The sequence below is a fragment of the Spirillospora sp. NPDC029432 genome (assembly GCF_040703975.1).
In the GTDB taxonomy this organism is placed as follows: domain Bacteria; phylum Actinomycetota; class Actinomycetes; order Streptosporangiales; family Streptosporangiaceae; genus Spirillospora.
Genome location: NZ_JBEZWH010000022.1, coordinates 22,318 through 41,990 on the forward strand (window position 1 = coordinate 22,318; position 19,673 = coordinate 41,990).

General features: G+C 74.5%; 17 protein-coding genes and 1 pseudogene. 9 read left to right on the forward strand and 9 right to left on the reverse strand.

Features of this window, described 5'->3' with window-relative positions; genetic code table 11:
- Genes AB0881_RS19260 through AB0881_RS19270 form a run of 3 tightly spaced genes read left to right on the forward strand, consistent with a single transcriptional unit; the run spans position 1 to position 1,591 of the window.
- Entirely contained in the window at positions 1-210 is a 210-nt protein-coding gene (locus AB0881_RS19260; protein ID WP_366618301.1) for an MbtH family protein, read from the forward strand.
- On the forward strand, positions 207-854 hold the full coding sequence (locus AB0881_RS19265) for a GNAT family N-acetyltransferase (RefSeq protein ID WP_366618303.1): 648 nt from the start codon (positions 207-209) through the stop codon (positions 852-854). The genes AB0881_RS19260 and AB0881_RS19265 overlap by 4 nt, the downstream gene beginning before the upstream one ends.
- On the forward strand, positions 851-1,591 hold the full coding sequence (locus tag AB0881_RS19270) for an alpha/beta fold hydrolase (protein WP_366618305.1): 741 nt from the start codon (positions 851-853) through the stop codon (positions 1,589-1,591). Before AB0881_RS19265 ends, AB0881_RS19270 begins: the two co-directional genes overlap by 4 nt.
- 69 nt (positions 1,592-1,660) lie before the next feature.
- On the opposite strand, the gene AB0881_RS19275 is transcribed toward AB0881_RS19270, so the two are convergent.
- Entirely contained in the window at positions 1,661-2,740 is a 1,080-nt protein-coding gene (locus AB0881_RS19275; RefSeq protein ID WP_366618307.1) for a S1 family peptidase, read from the reverse strand.
- A 297-nt stretch (positions 2,741-3,037) separates the two neighbouring features.
- Between AB0881_RS19275 and AB0881_RS19280 the strand changes: the two genes are divergently transcribed.
- Both AB0881_RS19280 and AB0881_RS19285 read left to right on the forward strand, forming a co-directional pair.
- The gene (locus tag AB0881_RS19280) at positions 3,038-4,030 is read left to right on the forward strand and encodes an ABC transporter ATP-binding protein (RefSeq protein ID WP_366618309.1); all 993 of its coding nucleotides are present in this window, start codon (positions 3,038-3,040) and stop codon (positions 4,028-4,030) included.
- 64 nt (positions 4,031-4,094) lie between these two features.
- The gene (locus tag AB0881_RS19285) at positions 4,095-5,048 is read left to right on the forward strand and encodes an ornithine cyclodeaminase family protein (protein WP_366618311.1); all 954 of its coding nucleotides are present in this window, start codon (positions 4,095-4,097) and stop codon (positions 5,046-5,048) included.
- Between the two features lie 4 nt (positions 5,049-5,052).
- On the opposite strand, the gene AB0881_RS19290 is transcribed toward AB0881_RS19285, so the two are convergent.
- Together AB0881_RS19290 and AB0881_RS19295 are read right to left on the reverse strand one after the other, a co-directional pair.
- Complete coding sequence (locus AB0881_RS19290; RefSeq protein WP_366618313.1) at positions 5,053-7,938, reverse strand: AAA family ATPase; 2,886 nt, start codon at positions 7,936-7,938, stop codon at positions 5,053-5,055.
- A gap of 76 nt (positions 7,939-8,014) precedes the next feature.
- Positions 8,015-9,280, reverse strand: coding sequence for a glycosyltransferase (locus AB0881_RS19295; protein ID WP_366618315.1), 1,266 nt, complete (start codon positions 9,278-9,280; stop codon positions 8,015-8,017).
- Positions 9,281-9,504: 224 nt separating this feature from the next.
- Here AB0881_RS19295 and AB0881_RS19300 point away from each other — a divergent pair, with 224 nt between their 5' ends.
- Positions 9,505-10,143: a histone deacetylase gene (locus AB0881_RS19300; protein ID WP_366618316.1), complete on the forward strand. Its 639-nt coding sequence runs from the start codon at positions 9,505-9,507 to the stop codon at positions 10,141-10,143.
- A gap of 24 nt (positions 10,144-10,167) precedes the next feature.
- A complete protein-coding gene (locus tag AB0881_RS19305) occupies positions 10,168-10,626 on the forward strand; it encodes a peroxiredoxin (protein ID WP_366618318.1) in 459 nt (152 codons plus the stop codon).
- A 26-nt stretch (positions 10,627-10,652) separates the two neighbouring features.
- Here AB0881_RS19305 and AB0881_RS19310 read toward each other — a convergent pair whose 3' ends face one another.
- Positions 10,653-12,308: a CocE/NonD family hydrolase gene (locus AB0881_RS19310; protein ID WP_366618320.1), complete on the reverse strand. Its 1,656-nt coding sequence runs from the start codon at positions 12,306-12,308 to the stop codon at positions 10,653-10,655.
- 278 nt (positions 12,309-12,586) lie between these two features.
- Between AB0881_RS19310 and AB0881_RS19315 the strand changes: the two genes are divergently transcribed.
- The gene (locus tag AB0881_RS19315; RefSeq protein ID WP_366618322.1) at positions 12,587-13,645 is read left to right on the forward strand and encodes a mechanosensitive ion channel family protein; all 1,059 of its coding nucleotides are present in this window, start codon (positions 12,587-12,589) and stop codon (positions 13,643-13,645) included.
- Here the strand turns inward: AB0881_RS19315 and AB0881_RS19320 are convergent.
- The 3 genes and pseudogenes from AB0881_RS19320 to AB0881_RS19330 all read right to left on the reverse strand — a co-directional run.
- The gene (locus AB0881_RS19320; protein ID WP_366618324.1) at positions 13,642-14,883 is read right to left on the reverse strand and encodes a lipase; all 1,242 of its coding nucleotides are present in this window, start codon (positions 14,881-14,883) and stop codon (positions 13,642-13,644) included. The genes AB0881_RS19315 and AB0881_RS19320 overlap by 4 nt on opposite strands.
- A gap of 106 nt (positions 14,884-14,989) precedes the next feature.
- Positions 14,990-15,391: an ankyrin repeat domain-containing protein gene (locus AB0881_RS19325; protein ID WP_366618457.1), complete on the reverse strand. Its 402-nt coding sequence runs from the start codon at positions 15,389-15,391 to the stop codon at positions 14,990-14,992.
- Positions 15,392-15,490: 99 nt separating this feature from the next.
- Positions 15,491-15,958, reverse strand: a pseudogene (locus tag AB0881_RS19330) (ATP-binding protein); the annotation flags it as partial.
- 82 nt (positions 15,959-16,040) lie between these two features.
- Here AB0881_RS19330 and AB0881_RS19335 point away from each other — a divergent pair.
- A complete protein-coding gene (locus AB0881_RS19335) occupies positions 16,041-16,454 on the forward strand; it encodes an Ohr family peroxiredoxin (protein ID WP_366618326.1) in 414 nt (137 codons plus the stop codon).
- Between the two features lie 17 nt (positions 16,455-16,471).
- Here AB0881_RS19335 and AB0881_RS19340 read toward each other — a convergent pair whose 3' ends face one another.
- Together AB0881_RS19340 and AB0881_RS19345 are read right to left on the reverse strand one after the other, a co-directional pair.
- Positions 16,472-17,857 carry a hypothetical protein gene (locus AB0881_RS19340; RefSeq protein ID WP_366618328.1) on the reverse strand — a complete coding sequence of 462 codons (1,386 nt, stop codon included), beginning with the start codon at positions 17,855-17,857 and terminating at the stop codon, positions 16,472-16,474.
- A gap of 157 nt (positions 17,858-18,014) precedes the next feature.
- A complete protein-coding gene (locus AB0881_RS19345; RefSeq protein WP_366618330.1) occupies positions 18,015-19,484 on the reverse strand; it encodes a DHA2 family efflux MFS transporter permease subunit in 1,470 nt (489 codons plus the stop codon).
- Positions 19,485-19,673 lie beyond the last annotated feature (189 nt).

Here is a 19,673-nt window from a genome sequence, read left to right on the forward strand (position 1 = left end):
ATGACCAACCCGTTCGAGGACCCCGACGGCACCTACCTCGTCCTGGTCAACGCCGAGGGCCAGTACTCCCTGTGGCCCTCGTTCGCCGAGGTCCCGGCCGGCTGGACGGTGGCCAAGGACGAGGACACCCGGCAGGCCTGCCTCGACCACATCGAGGAGCACTGGACGGACATGCGCCCCAAGAGCCTGATCGAGGCGATGGGTGAGTGACTCCTCCGGTCGAGGTCGCCGCCGTCACCGAGTGGACGATGGAGATGCTCGACGCCGCCGACCTGCGGCCCGCGCCGCTGCCGGCCGTCGAGATGACCTTCTCCCTCGCCCGCCGCCCGTCCGCCGAGATCAGCCGCGCCCTGTACGCGGCGGTCGGCGCCCCGGTCTGCTGGACCGACCGGTTCCCCTGGTCGTACGAGGACTGGCGGGCCTGGGTGGAGCGGCCGGAGCTGGCGACCTGGCTGGCGATGGCCGAGGGCACGCTGGCCGGGTTCTTCGAGCTGGAGGCCCAGCCCGGCGGGGACACCGAGGTGCACCTGGTGGGGCTGACGCCGGCGTTCGTGGGTGACGGCTACGGCGGGTACCTGGTCGAGCAGTGCGTGCGGCGCGCCTGGCAGCGCGGCCGGCTGTGGGCCGAGGGAGGCGGCCCGGCTACCCGGGTCTGGCTGCGGACGAGTACGCTCGATCACCCGAACGCCATGGCCAACTACCGGCGGCGCGGGTTCACGGTGGCCGCCGAGACCACCGGGCCCAAGCTCGTCCCGGACCCCCGCCTGGCCCCGTGGCCGCTGCCCCGCGACCCCCGGCCGGCCCCGGGCGGCCCCGCGCCCCGTGCGGCCGCAGAGGAGGAGTTGATCTCGTGACCTGGTTCCGCTGCGTGGAGACGCGACCCTGGGCCTCGATGCGGCTGTTCTGCCTGCCGCACGCGGGCGGGTCGGCGGTCTTCTACCGGGGCTGGGCGCGCGAGCTCGGCCCCGCCGTGGAGATGCACACCGTGCAGTACCCGGGCCGCGCCGACCGGATGTCCGACCCGTTCGTCACCGACGCGGCGCAGCTGGCGCGGCTGATCGCCGGGGCGATGGCGCCGCTGCTGGACCGGCCCGCCGCGCTGTTCGGGCACAGCATGGGCGCGGTGCTGGCGTACGAGGTGGCGCGGCTGCTGGAGGAGCGCGGGACGCCGCCCGCCCACCTGTTCGTGTCCGGCGCCCGGCCGCCGCACGACCGGGGCGACGAACGGATCGCGGACCGCGACGACGACGGCCTGGTCGCCGCGCTCGCCGACCTCGGCGGCACCGACGCCGAGGTGCTGGAGGACGAGGAGCTGCGCGAGCTGGTGCTGCCGTACGTGCGGAACGACTTCGCGCTGATCGAGAACTACGAGCACCGGCCCGAGCCGCCGCTGAACGTGCCGGTGACCGCGTTCGTCGGGGACGCCGACTCGCACGTGGACCCGGCGACCGCGGCCGGCTGGTCCGCGGCCACCGGCGCCGGGCCCGTCCCGGTGAAGGTGTGGGAGGGCGGGCACTTCTACCTGGTGGAGAAGCGGTCCGAGGTCATCGCCGAGATCCTGCGGACGCTCGAGGTGCCCGTCGGCCCCTGACCCGGTACCCGGCCGGGGCCGACGGGACTCACGCGATGATCACGCGGTACTCACGGGATACTCACGCGATCAGTACACCTCGACGCCGTACGCGCTGAGCGCCTCGCCGACCGGCTGGAAGAACGTCGTCCCGCCGGTGGTGCAGTTGCCGCTGCCGCCCGAGGTCAGCCCGAGGGCGGTGGAGCCGGCGAACAGCGAGCCGCCGCTGTCGCCGGGCTCGGCGCACACGGTCGTCTCGATGAGGCCGCTGACGGTGCCCTCGGCGTAGTTGACCGTCTGGTTCAGGGCGGTCACCTCGCCCTCGTGCACCTGGGTCGTGCTGCCGCTGCGGGTGACGGACTGGCCGACGGTCGCCTCGCCCGCGCTCGTGATGTCCTGCGTGCCGCCGTACAGGGACACCGTCCCCTGGGAGTCGGACGGCGTGCCCGAGTACTTCACGATGCCGTAGTCGTCGCCGGGGAAGCTGGTGCCGTCGGTGTCGCCCAGCTTCTGGGTGTTGCCCTGGTCGGCGTACCAGGCGCCGCCGATGTCGGTGCAGTGCCCCGCGGTCAGGAAGTAGTACTCGCCGCCCTTCTTGACGTTGAAGCCGAGCGAGCAGCGCCCGCCGCCGGTGTAGATGGCCTCGCCGCCGGCGGTGAACGTGCGGTACTCGCCCGCGACGCGCTCGGTCCGTACGGCGGCGCCGTGCTTCTGCGCCGCCTTCTGAACCTTGCCCAGCTTGGCGCCGGTGACGGTGGAGTCCATGGACAGCACCACCTGGTTGGCGGCGGGGTCCACGGCCCACGCGGTGCCGGGCACGGTCGCGTCGCGCTTGAGCGCGGCCATGACCTTCTTCAGGTCGTCGCCGCTGCGCTCGACCGTGCGCGGCTCGGCGCCGGCGGCGCGCACGGTACGGGCCGCGCCGGCGTCGGTCACGGTGACGACGAGCTTGCCGGTGGCCTTGTCGATGTACGACCCGGCGGTGGCGCCGCCGAGCGTTCCCGCGAGCGTGCGCGCGGCCTTGGTCGCGCTCGCCTGCGGGTCGGGGGACGGGGCCGGCGGCGCGGCCGCGCCATGGGCGGCCGACGCGGCGACCAGGCCGGTCGCCACGAGTCCGGTGGCCGCGCCGATGGCCGCGGTGCCGCGGATGCGGGCATGACGGTGTTTCACGGAGCCTCCAGTGGGGGTTGGGCGCGCCCGGATGGCGCGCCGGAGGTCACCGCAAATGTTGGGAGATGAGCGATCCTTCGGGAAAGTTGAGAAAGTGCCGAAGATCCTGTCACCGGTTGGGCACATTGGGTGCGGGACGTATCTGTTACCGCCGGGTAGTCAAGGCTGGACCGGTGGTCCAATAAGGTCACCCGCTGGGCCTCCCGCGCGAGGTCCGCCCGTCGTACAGTCGAACCGGCGGGGGCCGGCCATGCGCTGCGGACCTCCCGCCCCCGGACGCCCCGCCTGGGAGAGGCCATGGGCGTCGAGATCCGGGTCGAGGGGCTGCGGAAGTCGTTCGGGCGGCAGGTCATCTGGGAGGACGTGACGTTCACCATCCCGGCCGGCGAGATCTCCGCGCTGCTGGGCCCCTCCGGAACGGGCAAGTCGGTCTTCCTCAAGAACCTGGTCGGCCTGCTGCGCCCCGACCGCGGCCACGTCTACGTCGGCGACGGCGACGTTCCCCGGCTCAGCGAGCACCGCCTCTACGAGATGCGCCGCAGGTTCGGCGTGCTGTTCCAGGACGGCGCCCTGTTCGGCTCCATGAACCTCTACGACAACATCGCGTTCCCGCTGCGCGAGCACACCAAGAAGGGCGAGTCGGAGATCCGGCGCATCGTGCTGGAGAAGATGGAGATGGTCGGCCTCAGCGGCGCCGAGGGCAAGCTGCCCGGCGAGATCTCCGGCGGGATGAAGAAGCGCGCCGGCCTCGCCCGCGCCCTCGTCCTGGACCCCGAGGTGATCCTCGCCGACGAGCCCGACTCCGGCCTCGACCCCGTCCGCACCGCCTACCTCAACCAGCTGTTCGTGGACCTGAACAACGAGCTCGGCGCCACGTTCCTCATCGTCACCCACGACATCGGCACCGCCCGCGTGCTGCCCGACAACCTCGGGCTGCTGTTCCGGCGCGGACTGGTCATGTTCGGCCCCCGCGAGATGATCCTGTCCAGCACGCACCCGGCCGTGAACCAGTTCTTCAACGCCCGCCGCCAGGGCCCGATCGGCATGGCCGAGGAGAAGGACCTGGCCGAGATGGAGAGCGAGGGCGAGGCCCCGCGCGCGATGCCCGCCCCGATCCCGCCGCAGCTCATGCCGAGCGACGGCGGCATGCGCCCGACGATGCGGCGCCCGGGGGAGTGGCTGCGCGCCCACAACGTCAAGCCCCCGCCCGGCTCGTTCATCGACGACGAGGGCCGCAACTGGCTCACCGAGTGGGACCACCTGGTCCTGTCCCGCCGGCGACCACAGTGACACGTTTCCGATTATGTGAGATTCTCACTCGACGCGCGGAGCGGCGGGCCCCGAGAATGGTCTTGTGACCCTACTGCTGAACCGGTCGGCGCTGGAAAGCCTGCTCGACCCGGCCGAATGCGCCGCCGCCCTGCGCCGCGGCTTCACCGCCGAGCCCGCCGCGGCGGGCCCGCGGCGCACGGTCGCGCCGCTCCCCGGCATCGGCACCGCCACGGCGCTGCTCCCCGGCCTGATCGAGGGCGTCCCCGCGTACACGGTCAAGGTGAACGCCAAGTTCCCCGGCGGCCGCCCGGCGCTGCGCGGCGTCGTGTGCCTGCACGACCTGGAGACGGGCGAGCTGCTGGCGCTGCTGGACTCGGCCACCGTCACCGCCTGGCGCACCGGCCTGGCCGCCGCGCTCGGCACCCACGCGCTCGCCCGTCCCGACGCCCGCACGGTCACGGTGATCGGCGCGGGCGCCCAGGCCGAGCTGGTGATGGCCGGTCTGTCGGACCTGCGCGAACCGGCCTCGCTCACGGTCTGCGACCTGGACGCCGGCCGCGCCGCCGCGTTCGCCGAGCGGCACGGCACCCGCCGCGGCCGCCCCGCCGCGGTGTCCGCCGACCCGCGCACCGCCGTCAAGGGCGCGGGCATCGTGATCGTCGCGACCTGGTCGCGCCGCCCCCTGCTGCACGCCGCCGACATCGCGCCCGGCACCCAGGTGACCGCGCTGGGCGCGGACGAGCCCGGCAAGGGCGAGCTGTCGGCGGACCTGCTGGAGAACGCCCGCGTCGTCGTCGACGACATCCCGCTGGCCCTGGAGACGGGCGTGCTCGGCACCGCGGGCCTCGGCGTCGAGCACGCCGCGGGCACCATGTCCGACCTGCTCCGCGGCCAGGTCGTCGGCCGGGTCCAGGCCAAGGAGGTCACCGTGTACGCCCCGGTTGGGCTCCCGTGGCAGGACCTGGCCGTGGCGTGGACGGCCTACCAGGCCGCCCGGGACGCCGGGACTGGCACCCGCTTCGACTTCCTCGGCTGAGCCGTCAGTCCAGCAGGCCCTCGGTGTGCGCCTTGGTGGCGGCCTGGGTGCGGCTGGTCACCTCCAGCTTGGCGAGGATGTTGGAGACGTGCACGCTCGCGGTCTTGGGGGAGATGAACAGCGCCGCGGCGATCTCCTTGTTGTTGCGTCCCGCCGCGACCAGCGCGAGGACCTCCCGCTCGCGGGCGGTGAGCCCGCCTCCGCCGGCGGCGGGCCGGGCCGGGGTGCCGAGCCGGGCGCGGGCGCCGAGGTCCTGGAGCGCCCGGACGAGCGGCGCCGCGCCCAGCGACTCCGCCTCGCCGAGCGCCGTGCGCCACTCGGCGGCGGCCTCGTCGCGGTCGCCCCGCTCCGCCAGGGCCTCGGCGAGGCGCCACCGGGACCGCGCCACCTCGTAGGTGAAGCCGTACGAGAAGGCGTCCAGGGCCTTGCGCCACAGGCCCGGGTCGTTGGCGCCGTGGACGCGGCCCCGTTCGGCCTCGGCACGGGCCAGCCAGGCGTGGCCCTCCAGGCCCAGCCAGGCGCGGGGCCGGCCGTCCGGGGTCGTGGACGCGGCGGTGCGGGCGCGCTCGACGAGGTCGTCGGCCGCCGTCGCGGCGGCCTCGGCGGCCGCGGTGTCACCGGCCGCCCGGGCGCGCGCGGCGAGGTCGCCATGCGCCCACAGGGCGGTGGCGGCGGTCCGGATGGCCTGGGGGTCGCGCGGGTCCACGACCGCCAGCACGGCCGTGATCTCGGCGAGGCCGGCGGCGGTGTCGCCCCGCCAGAGGGCGTGCTCGGCGGCGAGGGACCGGGCGACGAACGTGATGTACGCGTCGCCCTCCCACAGGGGCTCCAGCCAGCGGAGCCGCTCGGGAACGGTGTCCTCGCCCTTGGCCACCTCCGTGAACAGGGCGTACGCGGAGACCTGCGCCTCTCCCGGCCGCACCACCTGGACGGGGAAGTCCGCCGCCAGCCGGGAGGCCTCCGCCCAGTCGCCCGCCGTGTAGTGGATGAGGTACTGCAGGCAGCGCAGGGTGGTGCCGTACGAGCTCCAGCCGAGGCCGTTGGCGCGGGTGAAGTCGAGGATCTCGGCGGCGGCGTCCGCGGCGCCCGCCAGATCGCCCCGGTCGAACAGGGCGCGGGCGTGGTGGAACGCGGCGCGCAGCCCGATCTGGTACTCGCCCGCGCCGATGGCGAGGTCGCGGGCGCGGGCGAACAGCCCGACCACGGACGGGTCGCCGTCGCGGGTCTCGCGGTGGATCGCGAGCGTGACCAGGCCGCTGGCCTCCGCGTCGGGGGCGCCGGAGGCGCGGCCCGCCGCGATGGCCTCCTCGGCGATGCCGGCGATGTCCGGCCGGCGCTCCTTGATCAAAAGGGTGCGGGCGTACGTGGCCAGGGCGGCGGCGCGCTCCCGGGTGGGCGGGTCCGCGGGGAGCATGGCGATGGCCTCGCGGGAGATCTCCGCGGCCTCCTCGTCCTGGTCGATGTCGCTCAGGTAGTAGGCGAGGTGCTCGCGCAGGGACACGCCCAGGCGGACGTCGGTCTCGGCCGCGATGAGGCGGCGGAGCCGGGAGATGGCGCGGCGCGGCTCGCCGGAACGGCCGGACGTGCGGACCGCGGCCAGCTCCATGCGGACGCGGTCCGTCCCGGCGGCCCGCTCGGGGTCGGGCACGGCGTCCCAGAGGGACAGCGCGCGGTCGTAGTGGTCGTGCGCCTCGTCGGGGGCGCCCATCCGCTCGGCCTCCCGCGCCGCCTGCACGGAGGCGGCGAACGCGGCCGGCAGGTCGTGCGCGGCGAGGGAGTGGTGGGCCAGCTCGGCGGCGGTGCCGGTGTCGGCGAGCAGCGCGGCGAACGCGGCGTGCAGCCGGGTCCGCTCGCCCGGCAGCAGGTCCGCGTACACCGCCTCGCGCAGCAGCGCGTGCCGGAACGTGTACCCGGCCTCGTCGGGGACCAGCAGCTGGTGGGAGACGACCTCGCGCAGCGCCTCGCCGGCCGCGGCCTCGTCCAGCCCGGAGGCACGGCGGACCAGCTCGTCGTCGACGCGGCGGCCGGCGACCGAGGCGGCCCGCACCACCCGGGAGGCATCGGCGGAGAGCCGTTCCACGCGGGCGAGCAGCAGGTCGGCGAGCCCGGCGGGCAGCTCCTCGCCGGTCCGCGCCGCGCTGTAGAGCTCGCCGGCGTAGAACGGGTTGCCCTCCGAGCGCCGGTGCACCCGCTCGACCAGCTCGGCGGTGGGCGGGGCGCCGTCGCCGGAGAGGGCGGCCAGGTACTCGGCGGTCTCGCCCGCGCCGAACGGGGCCAGCTCGACGCCCCGCACGTCGGGCAGCCGGAGCAGCTCGGCGACGACCGGGCGCAGCGGGTGCCGGCGGGGCAGGTCGTCGGTGCGGTACGTGCCGACGAGGCAGACGCGCTCGCGCTGCAGCACCCGGCTGAGGAACGTCAGCAGGTGGCGGGTGGAGCGGTCGGCCCAGTGCAGGTCCTCCAGCACGAGCACGACCGGCGCCCGCCGGCCCAGCTCGCCGAGCAGGCCGAGGACGGCGCCGAAGAGCTGCTGCTGGCCCAGCTCGCCCGCCGGGACCGCGCCGCCGTCACCGTCCGGCAGCAGCCGGCGCAGGACGGGGCGCGCCTCCAGGGCCGCCGCCAGGACGTCGTCGGCGGCACCGCTCCACAGCGCGTCCGCCAGCGGCAGGTACGGCATGCTCTCGCCGAGCTCGGCGCACTGGCCGACCAGGACCGTGCAGCCGCGCTCGCGGGCGGTGCGGGTGAGGGCGCCGACGAGGGTCGTCTTGCCGACCCCGGCGTCGCCGCTGACGAGGACGACCCCGGCGGACCCGGCCGCGGCGCGGTCGAGCGCGCCGGTGAGCGCGCCGAACTCGGCGGTACGGCCGACCAGCGCCTTCGCGTCATCCCCCATGCCGCCGATTATCCCATCCCGGACGAAACGCAGGCCCCCGGACGGATCCGGGGGCCTGCGTTCGGGGCGTCACGCCTCAGCGGGCGAGGGCGGGCACCTTCTCGTCCGTGCTCTCGTTCTCGGCGGTGTCGGTGATCTCGGCGGCCTCGACCTCGGGCTCGGGCACGACCTCGGGCTCGGGCTCGGGCGGCAGCACCTTCACGTACGTGCGGGCGGTCTCGGCGGCGATCCGGTCCCAGGAGAACCGGGAGTGCGCGCGGTCGGCGGCGGCGATCGCGTACCCGTGCAGCGTCGTCTCCTCGCCCAGCAGCCGGCGGATGGTCCGGCCGATCGCGACCGGCCGGTCGCCCGGGACGTGCAGCCCGGTGATGCCGTCCAGGACGCTGTCGGCGTTGCCGCCGGCGCGGGTGGCGATCACCGGCACGCCGCAGGCCATGGCCTCCAGCGGGACGAGCGGGGACGGCTGGTGCGGCGACAGGCACAGCGCCAGCTTCGCGGTGCGCAGCAGCCGGGGGAGCGTCTTGCGGGGCATCCGGCCAAGGAAGATCACCCGGTCGGCGACGTGCAGCTCCTTGGCCAGCAGCCGCAGTCGGTGCACCGACGGGTCGTTCTCCAGCTCCTCGCGGGCCGGGCCGCCGGCCACCGCCAGCTCGGCGTCCGGGGCGTGCGCCAGCGCGCGGATCGCGGTGGCGACCCCGCCGTCCGCCAGGTCCGCGGCCACGACCACCAGCCGGTCCCGGTCGCCGCGCGGCATCGCGGGGCCGACCTGGGCGAAGTGGTCGCCGTCCACGCCGTACGGGACGACCGAGATCTTCCGGCGCGGGACGCCCATCCGGACCAGGGTGTTCGCCTCGGCGTCGCAGCCGGCCAGCACCGCCGCGGCCTCCCGGCCGATCGCGGCCTCCAGCCGGCGCCGGGCCGGGTGCGCCGCCCGGCCGGCGCGCTGCTCGGTCACCGCCAGCCCGTGCGGGCTGAAGAGGAAGGGGACGTCCATCTCGCGGGCTACGGCGCAGGCGGCGAGCCCGCCGATCCAGCCGTGCGCGTGGACGACGTCGGGACGGCCCGCGCCGCTCCAGCGCTCGCGCAGCCCGTCGGCGAAGTCGCGGACATGGTCGAGCAGGTCCTGCTCGGGCAGCGGCCGGGCGGGCCCGGCGTCGATCCGCTGCACCACGGCCCCGGGGCCGAGCCGGCTCCGGGAGCGCGCCGCGGCGTCCTGGCGGCGCGTGTAGACCGTGACGTGGTGACCGTCCTTGTCGTCCGAGACCGGCCGGCCGAGGGCGCGGGCGATCTCCCGGGTATGAATCGCCTGAACGTGCTCGCCGTCGAGGTCGGAGGCGGACACGAGAGCAATGTTCAAAGGACGGTGCATGACGAGAACCTCCGGGTTTTACACAGGTACAACCTGGAGGTATCTGCGTCGTAGACACCTGCTCGATCTTTTGTGTTTCCGGCCGGAGCCGGATGAAACGTCCCCGCGGCGAAAAACAACCCGGACAAGGGGAACCATGACCGCCGACATACCCTCGGGCGGGATGCGGGCGTTGCGCCCTCGTATGGTCGGTACGGATGGCTACCGAAGATGACGAAGACGACAGGGACTCCGTCTGGTACGTGGCGTACGGCTCCAACCTCTTCCGGGAGCGCTTCGCCTGCTATCTCGCCGGCGGGCGGCCCGCGGGCAACGCGCGCACCTACGCCGGCTGCCGCGACGCGAGCCCCGCGCGGGCCGAGCGTCCCGTCACGCTGCCCGGCGGCATCTACTTCGCGCACGAGTCGCCGGCGTGGGGCGGCGGCATCGCGTTCTACGACCCGGCGCTGCCCGGGCGCGCCGCGGCGCGGGCGTACCTGCTGACCCGCCAGCAGTTCTGCGACGTGATGGCGCAGGAGATGCACCGCGAGGTGGGCGCTGACCACGACCTGTCGGACGCGATCGCCCTCGGCCGCCAGACGCTCGGCCCGGGCCGGTACGAGACGGTCGTCAAGGTGGGGGAGCGGGACGGGCGCCCGATGCTGACGTTCACCTCCCCGCACGGCGCGGGCCCCGCCCGGCTGAACGCGCCGGCCGCCGCGTACCTCGCCATGCTCGGGAACGGGCTGCGCGAGTCGCACGGCTGGACGGCCGAGCGCGCCGCCGCGTACCTGGAGGCCCGTCCCGGCGCCCGCGAGAAGTGGTCCGCGCCACAGATCCGCGCCCTCCTGGACTGAGGCGCGCTGGGATACGTTCGGCGCATGAAGGTGGGCGACGTGGTCGACGATTTCGAGCTGCCGGACGAGACGGGACGGCCGCGCACGCTGAGCGGCCTGCTGGAGGAGGGGCCGGTGGTGCTGTTCTTCTACCCGGCGGCGATGACGCCGGGCTGCACCGCCGAGGCGTGCCACTTCCGCGACCTGGCGAGGGAGCTGGCCGAGGTGGGCGCGCATCCGGTGGGGATCAGCGCGGACGAGGTCGGTAAGCAGAAGGAGTTCGCCGACAAGCACGCGCTCGGCTACCCGCTGCTGTCGGACGCGGACGGCGCGGTGCGGGCGCGGTTCGGCGTGAAGCGCGGCGTCGCGCTCGCGCCGACCAAGCGCCAGACGTTCGTCATCGACACCGACCGCCGCGTGCTGGAGGTCGTGAAGAGCGAGATCCGGATGAACGTCCACGCCGACAAGGCGCTGGCCGCACTCCGCGCCCGCAAGAGCGCCTAGACGGGTCCAGACGGGCCTAGGCGGGTCTAGGCGGGTGGAGCCGGCATCTCCGGCAGCACGATCGCGGACGGCCGGCCGGGCTCGTGGAAGATCTCCTGCTCGGCGGCCAGCATCCGGGACGCGGTGCCGATCGGCTCGCCGGTGCCGGGGTTGCGCGCCACCCGCGGGTACGCGCCGCTGGCCACCTGCACCCGGATCCGGTGCCCGGCCGCGAACCGGTGCCCGGCCGGCCACAGCTCCACCGCCACCCGCCGCACGCCCTCCTCGTCCTCCTCGGGCGTGCCGGGCACGAGCCGCCGCATCCCTTCGCAGAGGTTCAGCGACTCGCCGTCCGGAGCCACGTCGCACAGCCGCACGACGAGGTCGGTGTGGGCGCGGTCGGACCGGACGAACAGCTCGGCCGACACCGGCCCGATGATCTCCAGGTCCGCGGCCAGCGGCTCGGAGGTGTAGGTGAGCACGTCCCGGCGGCGCTCCAGTCTGCGCTGGTCGGCGACGGGACGGTTGTCGCCCAGCAGCGTCGGCCCGCCGATGAACGGCGTGGGGTGCGCGGGATCGTACCGGTACCGGTCGGGTTCGGACTCGCCCGCCCGCTCGTGCGCGAGCCCGCCGCCCGGCCGGAGGTGCCAGCGCCGCTCCCGCATCCCCGGCACGGGCCAGTCGGGGAACTCCCGCCACTCCTCGGCGGCCCCGGTGACGAACACCCGCACCGGCTGCTCGCGCAGCTCGCCCGGATCGTCCAGCAGGTGGGCGCGGAACCACTTCAGCGACTCGCCGATGGAGCCGCGCATCATCCGCTGGTCGGCGTGGAACCAGGGGCCGATCGTCAGGTACGGGCGGTGCCCGGCCGCGCGCAGCGCCGCGTAGTCCTTGAGCTGCCAGGGCAGGAAGATGTCGTACCAGCCGCCGGTCATGTTGACCGGCGCCCGCACCTCCGAGACCGTCGGGCTGAAGTCGCGCCTGTCCCAGAACGGGGTGTCCGGGCCGTTCACCAGCAGGTCCTGGAAGAACCGCTGCTGCTCGCCGGTGGCCAGCACGTCCAGCTCGCCCAGCGGGCGGCCCGACAGCGCGGCGCGGCGGGCCCGCCGCGGCGACATGATCCCGGTCGTCAGGCCCGACAGCGGGTGCTTCATGCGGGACGTCAGGTCCACCCAGATCAGCGTGGACTCCAGCGCGAACGTGCCGCCGACGTTGATGGCGTCGCGGAACTGCGACGCGGTGACCTGCATCGACAGCGCCTTCAGCTCCGGGCCGGCCTCGGCCGCGACCGCCCACTGCACGTACCCGAGGTAGCTGGGCCCGTGCATGGCGAACGTGCCGCCGAACCACGGCTGCTCCTTGAGCCAGGCGATGGTGGCCAGGCCGTCCTCGCGCTCGTCCAGCGGCTCGAACACGCCGCCGGAGCCGAAGCCGCCGCGCACGCTCTGCACCACGGCCTGGAACCCGTGCGACGCGAACGCCTGCCCGCACATGAGCCCGAACGGCCCGCGCCGCCCGTACGGCGAGCGCACCAGGATCGTCGGCGGCCGGTCCACGTCCACCGGCGCGTAGTGGTCGGCCAGCAGCGTGACCCCGTCGGCGGCCGGCACTTCGAGATCGCGCCGTACCGTCACCCGGTGGGGGCCGTTGCGGAGCCCGAGCGCCGTGGTCCCCAGGCGGCGCATGAGACCGAGATCTACCACCCGATCGATCGTAACCGCACCCCCGGAACGGTCCCGTCCCGGCCCGCCTCCTGACCGTGCGTACTGACCCGCGTGCTTCGCGTCAGCCCCCGCTGGTCGGGGTGCCTGACCCGCCGGGGACAGGGTTTCCAGTCTCCGCGGAACGTCCCGGGCACCGTTCCGAGTCACTACGATCGGGCGATATCGGAACCGGTGCCGCGAGGGTGATCTTTTGCCGCGCGCCGGTGGGAACGGAGCGGCGGGCCGCCGAGCCGCCGCCCGGAGGGAGAGAATCACGCATGCCTGAGTCGCTGGACCTGGCACGGGTCATCGCGGCCGCGGTGGTGCTCGCCGTGGCGCTGGTCGTGGCGATCGTCCTGCGGATGCTGTCGGGACGGCTGAACAAGCGCGCGGGGGACACCCGGTGGGCCTGGGACGACCTGGCCGCCCGGCTGCTGCACGACCTGGCGGTGCCGCTGTCCCTGCTCGCCGGCGTCTGGGGCGCCGCGAACGCCCTGAGCCTCAAGACCGGCACGCTGTCGGGCACCGCCAACGTGCTGACCGCGGTCGCGATCATCGTGATCACGCTGGCCTGCGCCCGGATGTTCGCCGGGGTCGTGGCCTCGATCGCGATGGCCCGGCAGGGCGTGGCCGCCAACGTCACGATCTTCGCCAACATCACCCGGGTCGTGGTGCTCGGCATCGGCATGCTGGTGATGCTGCAGAGCCTCGGGGTGTCGATCACCCCGCTGCTGGGCGCCCTGGGCGTCGGGGGCCTGGCGGTCGCGCTCGCGCTCCAGGACACCCTCGCCAACCTGTTCGCGGGCGTGCACGTCCTGGCGTCCAAGACGATCGAGCCCGGCGACTACATCCGGCTGAGCAGCGGCCAGGAGGGGTACGTCGTCGACATCAACTGGCGGAACACCTCGATCCGCACGCTCTCCGACAACATCGAGGTGATCCCGAACCAGCGGTTCTCCGACACGATACTGACCAACTACCACCGTCCCGCCCAGGACATGTCGCTGCTCATCCAGGCCAAGGTGGCCTACACCGCCGACCTCGAGTACGTCGAGAAGGTCGTGGTCGAGATCGGCGACGCGGTGATGGCCGAGATCGAGGGCGCGGTCAAGGAGGGCCAGACGCTGGTCCGCTTCCACACCTGGGGCGAGTCGAGCATCGACTTCACGGTCATCCTGCGGATCACCGAGTTCGGCGAGCAGTTCCGGATTAAGCACGAGTTCCTGAAGCGGCTGCACCGCCGGTTCGACTCCGAGGGCATCGAGATCCCGCTGCCCACCCGCCGCATCCTCCTCCCGGAGAACGGCCACGCCCCCGACGACCTCGTCCTGCGCTAGGGGACGAACCGCACGTCCGGATGCCGCGGCGACGGCCGGTCCAGGATCGGGGCCGGCCGTCCCCGCAGGTGCCGGTCGAAGAACGCCGTCACGTACGCCCGCTGGGACCGCATGACCCGTTCCGGGTCGACGGTGCCGATGAAGTCCCGCCGCGCCCCGGCGGGGACGTCGAGCCGCTCGTCCAGCGCGGGCAGCACGGCCTGGAGGTCGGTGAAGGTGTAGTGGCTTCCGGCGGGCACGTTCAGGTCGCGCTTCCACCCGGTCGACCGCTCCCAGAACGATCCCCACGACGGGCTCGTCCGGTGGGTCTGCGGCTCGCCGCCGGTGGCCGCGCCCATCAGCATGAACGGCCGGGCGAGGCCCTCCTCGGCCGCCCGGACCAGGTCGTTCTCGGCGTACTGGAGCGTGCCGTCCATATCGATGCCCGCGTCCACGCGGCGGTCGGTGCGCATGGCCTCGGCGGCCTGGATCCCGCCGGCCGAGTGCCCGAGCATGCCGACCCGCGCCAGGTCGAGCGTCCGCCCGAGCCCGGCGGGGAGCCGCCGCGCCCCGGCGTCCGGGTTCCCGCCGGCGCGCAGCGCGGCGAGCCGGCCGAGGACGAACCGCGTGTCCTGGACGCGCACGTCCACGGCCTTCCTGGTCCGGCCGGGGCCCGGCGCGGGCAGCCGCTGCCCCTCGACCCGCCCGCCGGGGAACTCGACCGGGTTCGACTCGTACGTGTGGTCCATCGTCACCACGACGTACCCGCGGCTCGCCAGCTCCTCCGCGAGGGTGGTGCCGAGGGCCCGCGGCACGCCGAAGCCGGGGGAGTACAGCACCACCGGGCGGGCGCCGCGCCGGACGTCGGCCGGGACGCCCTCGCCCGCGTGCGTGCGCGCCCCCGCCCAGTCCACCTCGCCCGGCTTGAAGATCCCGAGCGCGCCGCCCTTATCGAGCGCCGCCGCCACCCCCGGCCTCAGGTAGGGCGCCGCGCCGCCCGGCCGTTCCGCCGGGTACCACACGCTGACCATGAGCTCGCGCGGCCTGCCCGCCACCCAGGGGTCGGCGCGCCCGCGGTCCACCAGATGGATCTCGGTGGTGCCGATGGGCTGCCGCCCGGTGGGCGCGGGCAGGGTGAATCCGGCGGGACCCTCGCCCGCCGTGGCGGCCGTTCGCGCAGCCGGGGTGGCGGCGGCTCCGCAGCCCGCCAGTACCGCGGAGGCGGCGGCCAGGACGGTGATCGTGATCGCTGAACGCATGGCCCCACCCTGGCGGGACCGCCGCGGGCGAGAACATGCCCGATCGGCCATGACCGGGCCTGACCTTCGTCAGGGCCAGACCGGGCCGGTGCGGCGGGGCGGCGCCTCAGCCCGTGGCGGCCGCCTCGTCGAACCAGGCCAGGAACTCGCCGTTGCCGAACATCCGGGCGGTCTCGTACGCCGACGGGCGGCCCGCGTGCGGGTCGGCGCCGGCCTCCAGGAGGGCGCGGACGACCTCGGGCTCCTTCTTGAACACGGCCCCCGCCAGCGGGCGCTGGCCGCGGTCGTTCTCGCGCTCGGGGTCGGCCCCGCGCGCCGTCAGCGCCCGGACCGTGTCGGCGTGCCCGTGGTAGGCGGCCAGCATGAGCAGCGTGTCGCCCTTGTCGTTGGTCAGGTTGGGCGGGATCCCCGCGTCCAGGTAGGCGATCATCTGCTCGGTGCCGCCCTGGCGGGCGAGGTCGAACAGCCTGGTCGCGAACTCCCGCAGTTCGGGATCGGCCTCGTTCATGAGTCGCACCCTACTTCCGGGCGGCGGGCCGTTGAGCCAGCCGTGGTCGGCCAGCCTGCGCCCCAGCGTGTCGCCCCCGTAGTGCAGCTTCTTCTCCAGGGAGACCAGCGCGCCCTGCTCGGGGAAGGACCGCAGCCGCACCTCGTCCGCCAGCGTCTTCATGATCATCATGCCCCGGCCGTGCTCGGCGGTCAGGTCCGCGACCGGGCCGTCCGGCAGCGGCTTGCCCGGCTCGAAGCCGAGCCCGCGGTCGATGACCTTGATCACGCAGCGCTCGTCCATGATCAGTACCCGGACCGTGTACGCGTCCCCCTCCCTGGCGTGCTGGATCACGTTTCCGCAGGCCTCGGTGAGCATGAGCCGGATGTCCCCGCGTATCGGCTCCTCGACCCCCAGGACGTCGAGCGACGCGTCCAGGAGCCGGCGGACCGCCGGCACGCTCGCGGCGTCCCTCGGGAACCGAAGATCAAGATTGATCTCCACGTCGTCTCCGTTGCTCGCTGTCCCCCATAGCTCTGGTCTGCCCGCCGATTGCACGGCAAACCGCCCTGTTGTGGGACGAAGCACAGTTACTAGTTGCGCACAACTTAGTTGTGCTACGTTCGGTTGTGCGAGGCGGGACGGGCCCGCCGGACGCGGAGGAGGAACGATGGCCGCTCACTACACGGCGGTGGCGACGGCGAACGGGCGGGACGGCCGCGCGGTCAGCTCGGACGGGCGGCTCGACCTGCCGCTGGCGCCCCCGCGCGAGATGGGCGGCAGCGGCGAGGGGACCAACCCCGAGCAGCTGTTCGCCGCCGGGTACGCGGCGTGCTTCGCCAGCGCGCTCGCCGCCGTGGCCAGGGCGGGCCGGCACGACGTGAAGGACGTGTCGGTCACCGCCGAGGTGGGCATCGGCGGTGACCTGGCGTCCGGCTTCGGGCTCTCCGTGGTGCTGCGGGTCGAGCTGCCCGACGCGCTGGCGGGCGAGACCGGCCGGGAACTCGTCGAGCGGGCCCACCAGGTGTGCCCGTACTCCAACGCGACCCGCGGGAACATCCCCGTCGAGCTCGTCCTGGAATAGCGGGGAGCGCGGCCGGGTCAGTCGATCGGGCGGCCGTCCAGGAGGGCCTGGAGGCGCCCGCGGACGCCGTCGTCCGGCTCCCGGGCGAGGGCCGCGGCGGCCTCGTCCCGCATTCCGGCGGGCCAGGCCGCCTCGCCCCAGGCGTGCAGCGTGCGGACGGCCATGTTGCGGTTGCGGACGACGGGACTCGCCAGCGCGGCCGAGACGAGCGGGGCGCCCGTGCCGGGCCGCTCGCCGAGCGCCTGGAGCAGGTGGTCCAGGCAGGCGTGCGGCCTGAACTCGGGCCCGCCCCCCGCCTCGTCGGCCGGGCCGGCGGCGATGCGGTCCAGGGGCAGCAGCTCGGCGGCGAGGTCCGCGACCGTGTCGATCCTGCCGCGCCGGCCCGCCTCCTCGGCGGCGTACCACCAGCCGGTGGCGTCGAACGGGTCGCGGGTGCGCAGCCGGTCGAGGTGGGCCTCCAGGGCGGGCACCTCCAGGATCCGGCAGGCCCGCGCGGCCAGGCCGAACTCCTTCTCGTCCCCGGCACGGAGGCCCTGCCCGGCCAGGCCGGTCCAGAGCGGGCGGTCGAGGATCTCGGTGCAGCGGGCCGCCAGGTCCGGCCAGGCGCCCTCGGCGTACGCGCGCAGATCGTGCACGGCCAGGAAATGGCGCAGGTCGTTCGCCCGGGTCGCCATATGGCCGAGGAAAAGGCCGGCCGCGCGCTCCCCGTCCGCGTATCCCGGCATTCCCTCCATGGGGCCGCTCCGGTCGGCGAGCGCGGCGAGAATGTCGCCGGCCGCGTACAGCAGTTCGTCGTCGGGCTCGCCCGCGAGCGCGCCGGCGAGGTCGCCGGTCTCGGCCGCGATTCCGGCGAGGTACTCGTTCATCACGTCGTTGCGGAATCCCTCGCGGAGGATCCATTCCCGCAGCCGCGGATCCTCGCTGCCGGCGAGCCGTTCCACGAGATGGATCCGGCCCCAGCCCTCGACCTGGCGGGCCAGCGGCCACAGGACGTCCTCGACGCCGGCGTCGCCGTTCCCGAGCGCCACCATCGCGAAGAGGGTGAACTCGTCGTGCCGGCCCAGGACCAGCAGCTCGTCGCGGTGGTGGGCCGCGTCGAACAGGCCGAGCAGCGCGATGCCGAGCTTGACCGGCTCGCGCCGCCGCTCCGTGGTCGCCAGCGTGTACGCCAGGTCGTAGACCCGCTCCGCGTCGACGTCCGCCGACACCACCCGGCTCAGGAGGTCGTCCACCAGCGCGACGACCGAAAGCTCCGCGGCCGCGTCGGCCACCGCCTCGGGACCGGACTCGCCGGCGGCGGCGGCCATCAGCGCGGCCGACAGCCGCTCCAGCTCCCCGGGGTCGGCGCCGCCGCCCCAGTGGTGGGTGAGAACGCCGTCACGCGCGCCCGGCGCCCACCTCACGCCGCCGTGGTCCGCCTCATCGGGCAGCGTTTCCCCGCCTTCGGCCAATCCGGGGCCCGCCGGGGGAATGTGCGCGCGTACATGGTCGAAAATCGAGGGCGGGGAATCGTCCTTCTTCTGCTGCCTTCTGAACATCCGGACACTCTACGGGCGGCCATTATCGGCGGGCATGCGATTTTCGTTCCGGCAGCCGTTCGGGCCCTTCTTCCGGCGGAACGGGAACGGGTGCCCCGGCGGTTTCCTCGTGCCGTTCCCGGGTGCGGCGGTTCGCCAGCGACGTGAGCGTGGCGATCACCGACGCCGCCAGCAGCAGGGCGAACGCGCGCCGGTACCCGTCGACCAGGTCGCCGAGCGAGGCCCGCGACAGCGCGCCCGCCGCGCCCTCGTACAGGAGGTGCCGTTCGGTACGCGCCAGCGCCGAGGCCGCCAGCGCCAGGCAGAGCGCGGCGCTCATCACGTTCCCGACGTTCTGCAGGGTCATCCGGAGGCCGTTGGCGATGCCGAGACGCTCGGCGGGGACCCGCGCCAGGATCGCCGAGGTGTTGCCGGTGGCGAACAGGCCGCCGCCCGCCGAGACCAGCACCAGGCAGAGCGCGACGAGCCAGTACGGCGTGTCCGCGGCCAGCAGCGGCAGCATCAGCGCCAGCCCCGCGCAGGCGGTCGCCGACCCGGCCACGGCCAGCGTGCGCGGCGCGACGCGGCGGCCGAGGAAGCCGCCGGCCGGCGCGGCGACCATGCCGGCCAGCGGGCCGGGGAGCACGGCCAGGCCCGCCTGGGCCGGGGTCATGCCGCTGACCGCCTGGAGGAACAGGGCGAGCAGCAGCAGCGTGCCGAACCGGGCGAGGGTGTTGAACAGCGCGGCGACCGACCCCAGCGTGAAGCCGCGGTCGGCGAACAGCGCCAGGTCGACCAGCGGATACCGGCTCCGCAGCTGCCGCAGCGCGAAGAACGGGAGCAGCAGCACGCAGGCGGCGGCCCCGCCGATGGCGAGCGGGCCCGTCCAGGCGCCCGCGCCGGCCTCGGAGAACGCCACGACCAGCCCGCCCAGCCAGCCGATCAGCAGCACCGCGCCGAGCACGTCGATCGGCTCGCGCGGCCCGCGCGGGACCGCCGGGAGGGAGAAGGAGCCCCAGGCCAGCGCCAGGAGCCCGAGCGGGACGTTGAACCAGAACACCCACTGCCAGCCCGCCGTCTCGGCCAGGTAGCCGCCGATGGACGGCCCCAGCAGCGGCGCCGCGCCCAGCACCCCCAGGTAGACGCCCATGCCCTGGCTCAGCCGGGCGGGCCCGAACGCCCAGGCGATGACGGCGGTGCCGTTCGCCAGCAGGACCGCGCCGCCGACGCCCTGCAGGACCCGCATCGCGATCAGCACCTCGACGCTGGGGGCGAGGCCGGCGAGCAGGCTCGCCAGGGTGAAGACCGCCAGCCCGCCCAGGTAGGTGCCGCGCCGCCCGAGCACGTCCGCGAGCCGGCCGAACACCATGAGGAGCCCGGTCTGGGCGAGCATGAACGCCAGCAGCAGCCAGCTCGCCGCCGCGGCGCCCGCCTCGAAGTGCCGGACGACCACCGGGAGCGCGATGTTGAGCGTGCTGACGTTGACGACGAGGAGGACCGTGCCCAGGCTCACCGCCGAAAGCACCCGCCATGGATGCGGCGCCGGGGCGGCCGGCGCGGTCGGCGTGACCGGTGCGGCGGGCTCCCGGCGGTCGGATTCCGCGCTCCCCGGCACCGGCGGCCCTCCCGTGCAGATCGTTAGGTCAGGTAACTAACGAGTTCAGGGTCGCGGGTCCGCCCCGCGCCTGTCAATCCGCGGGGC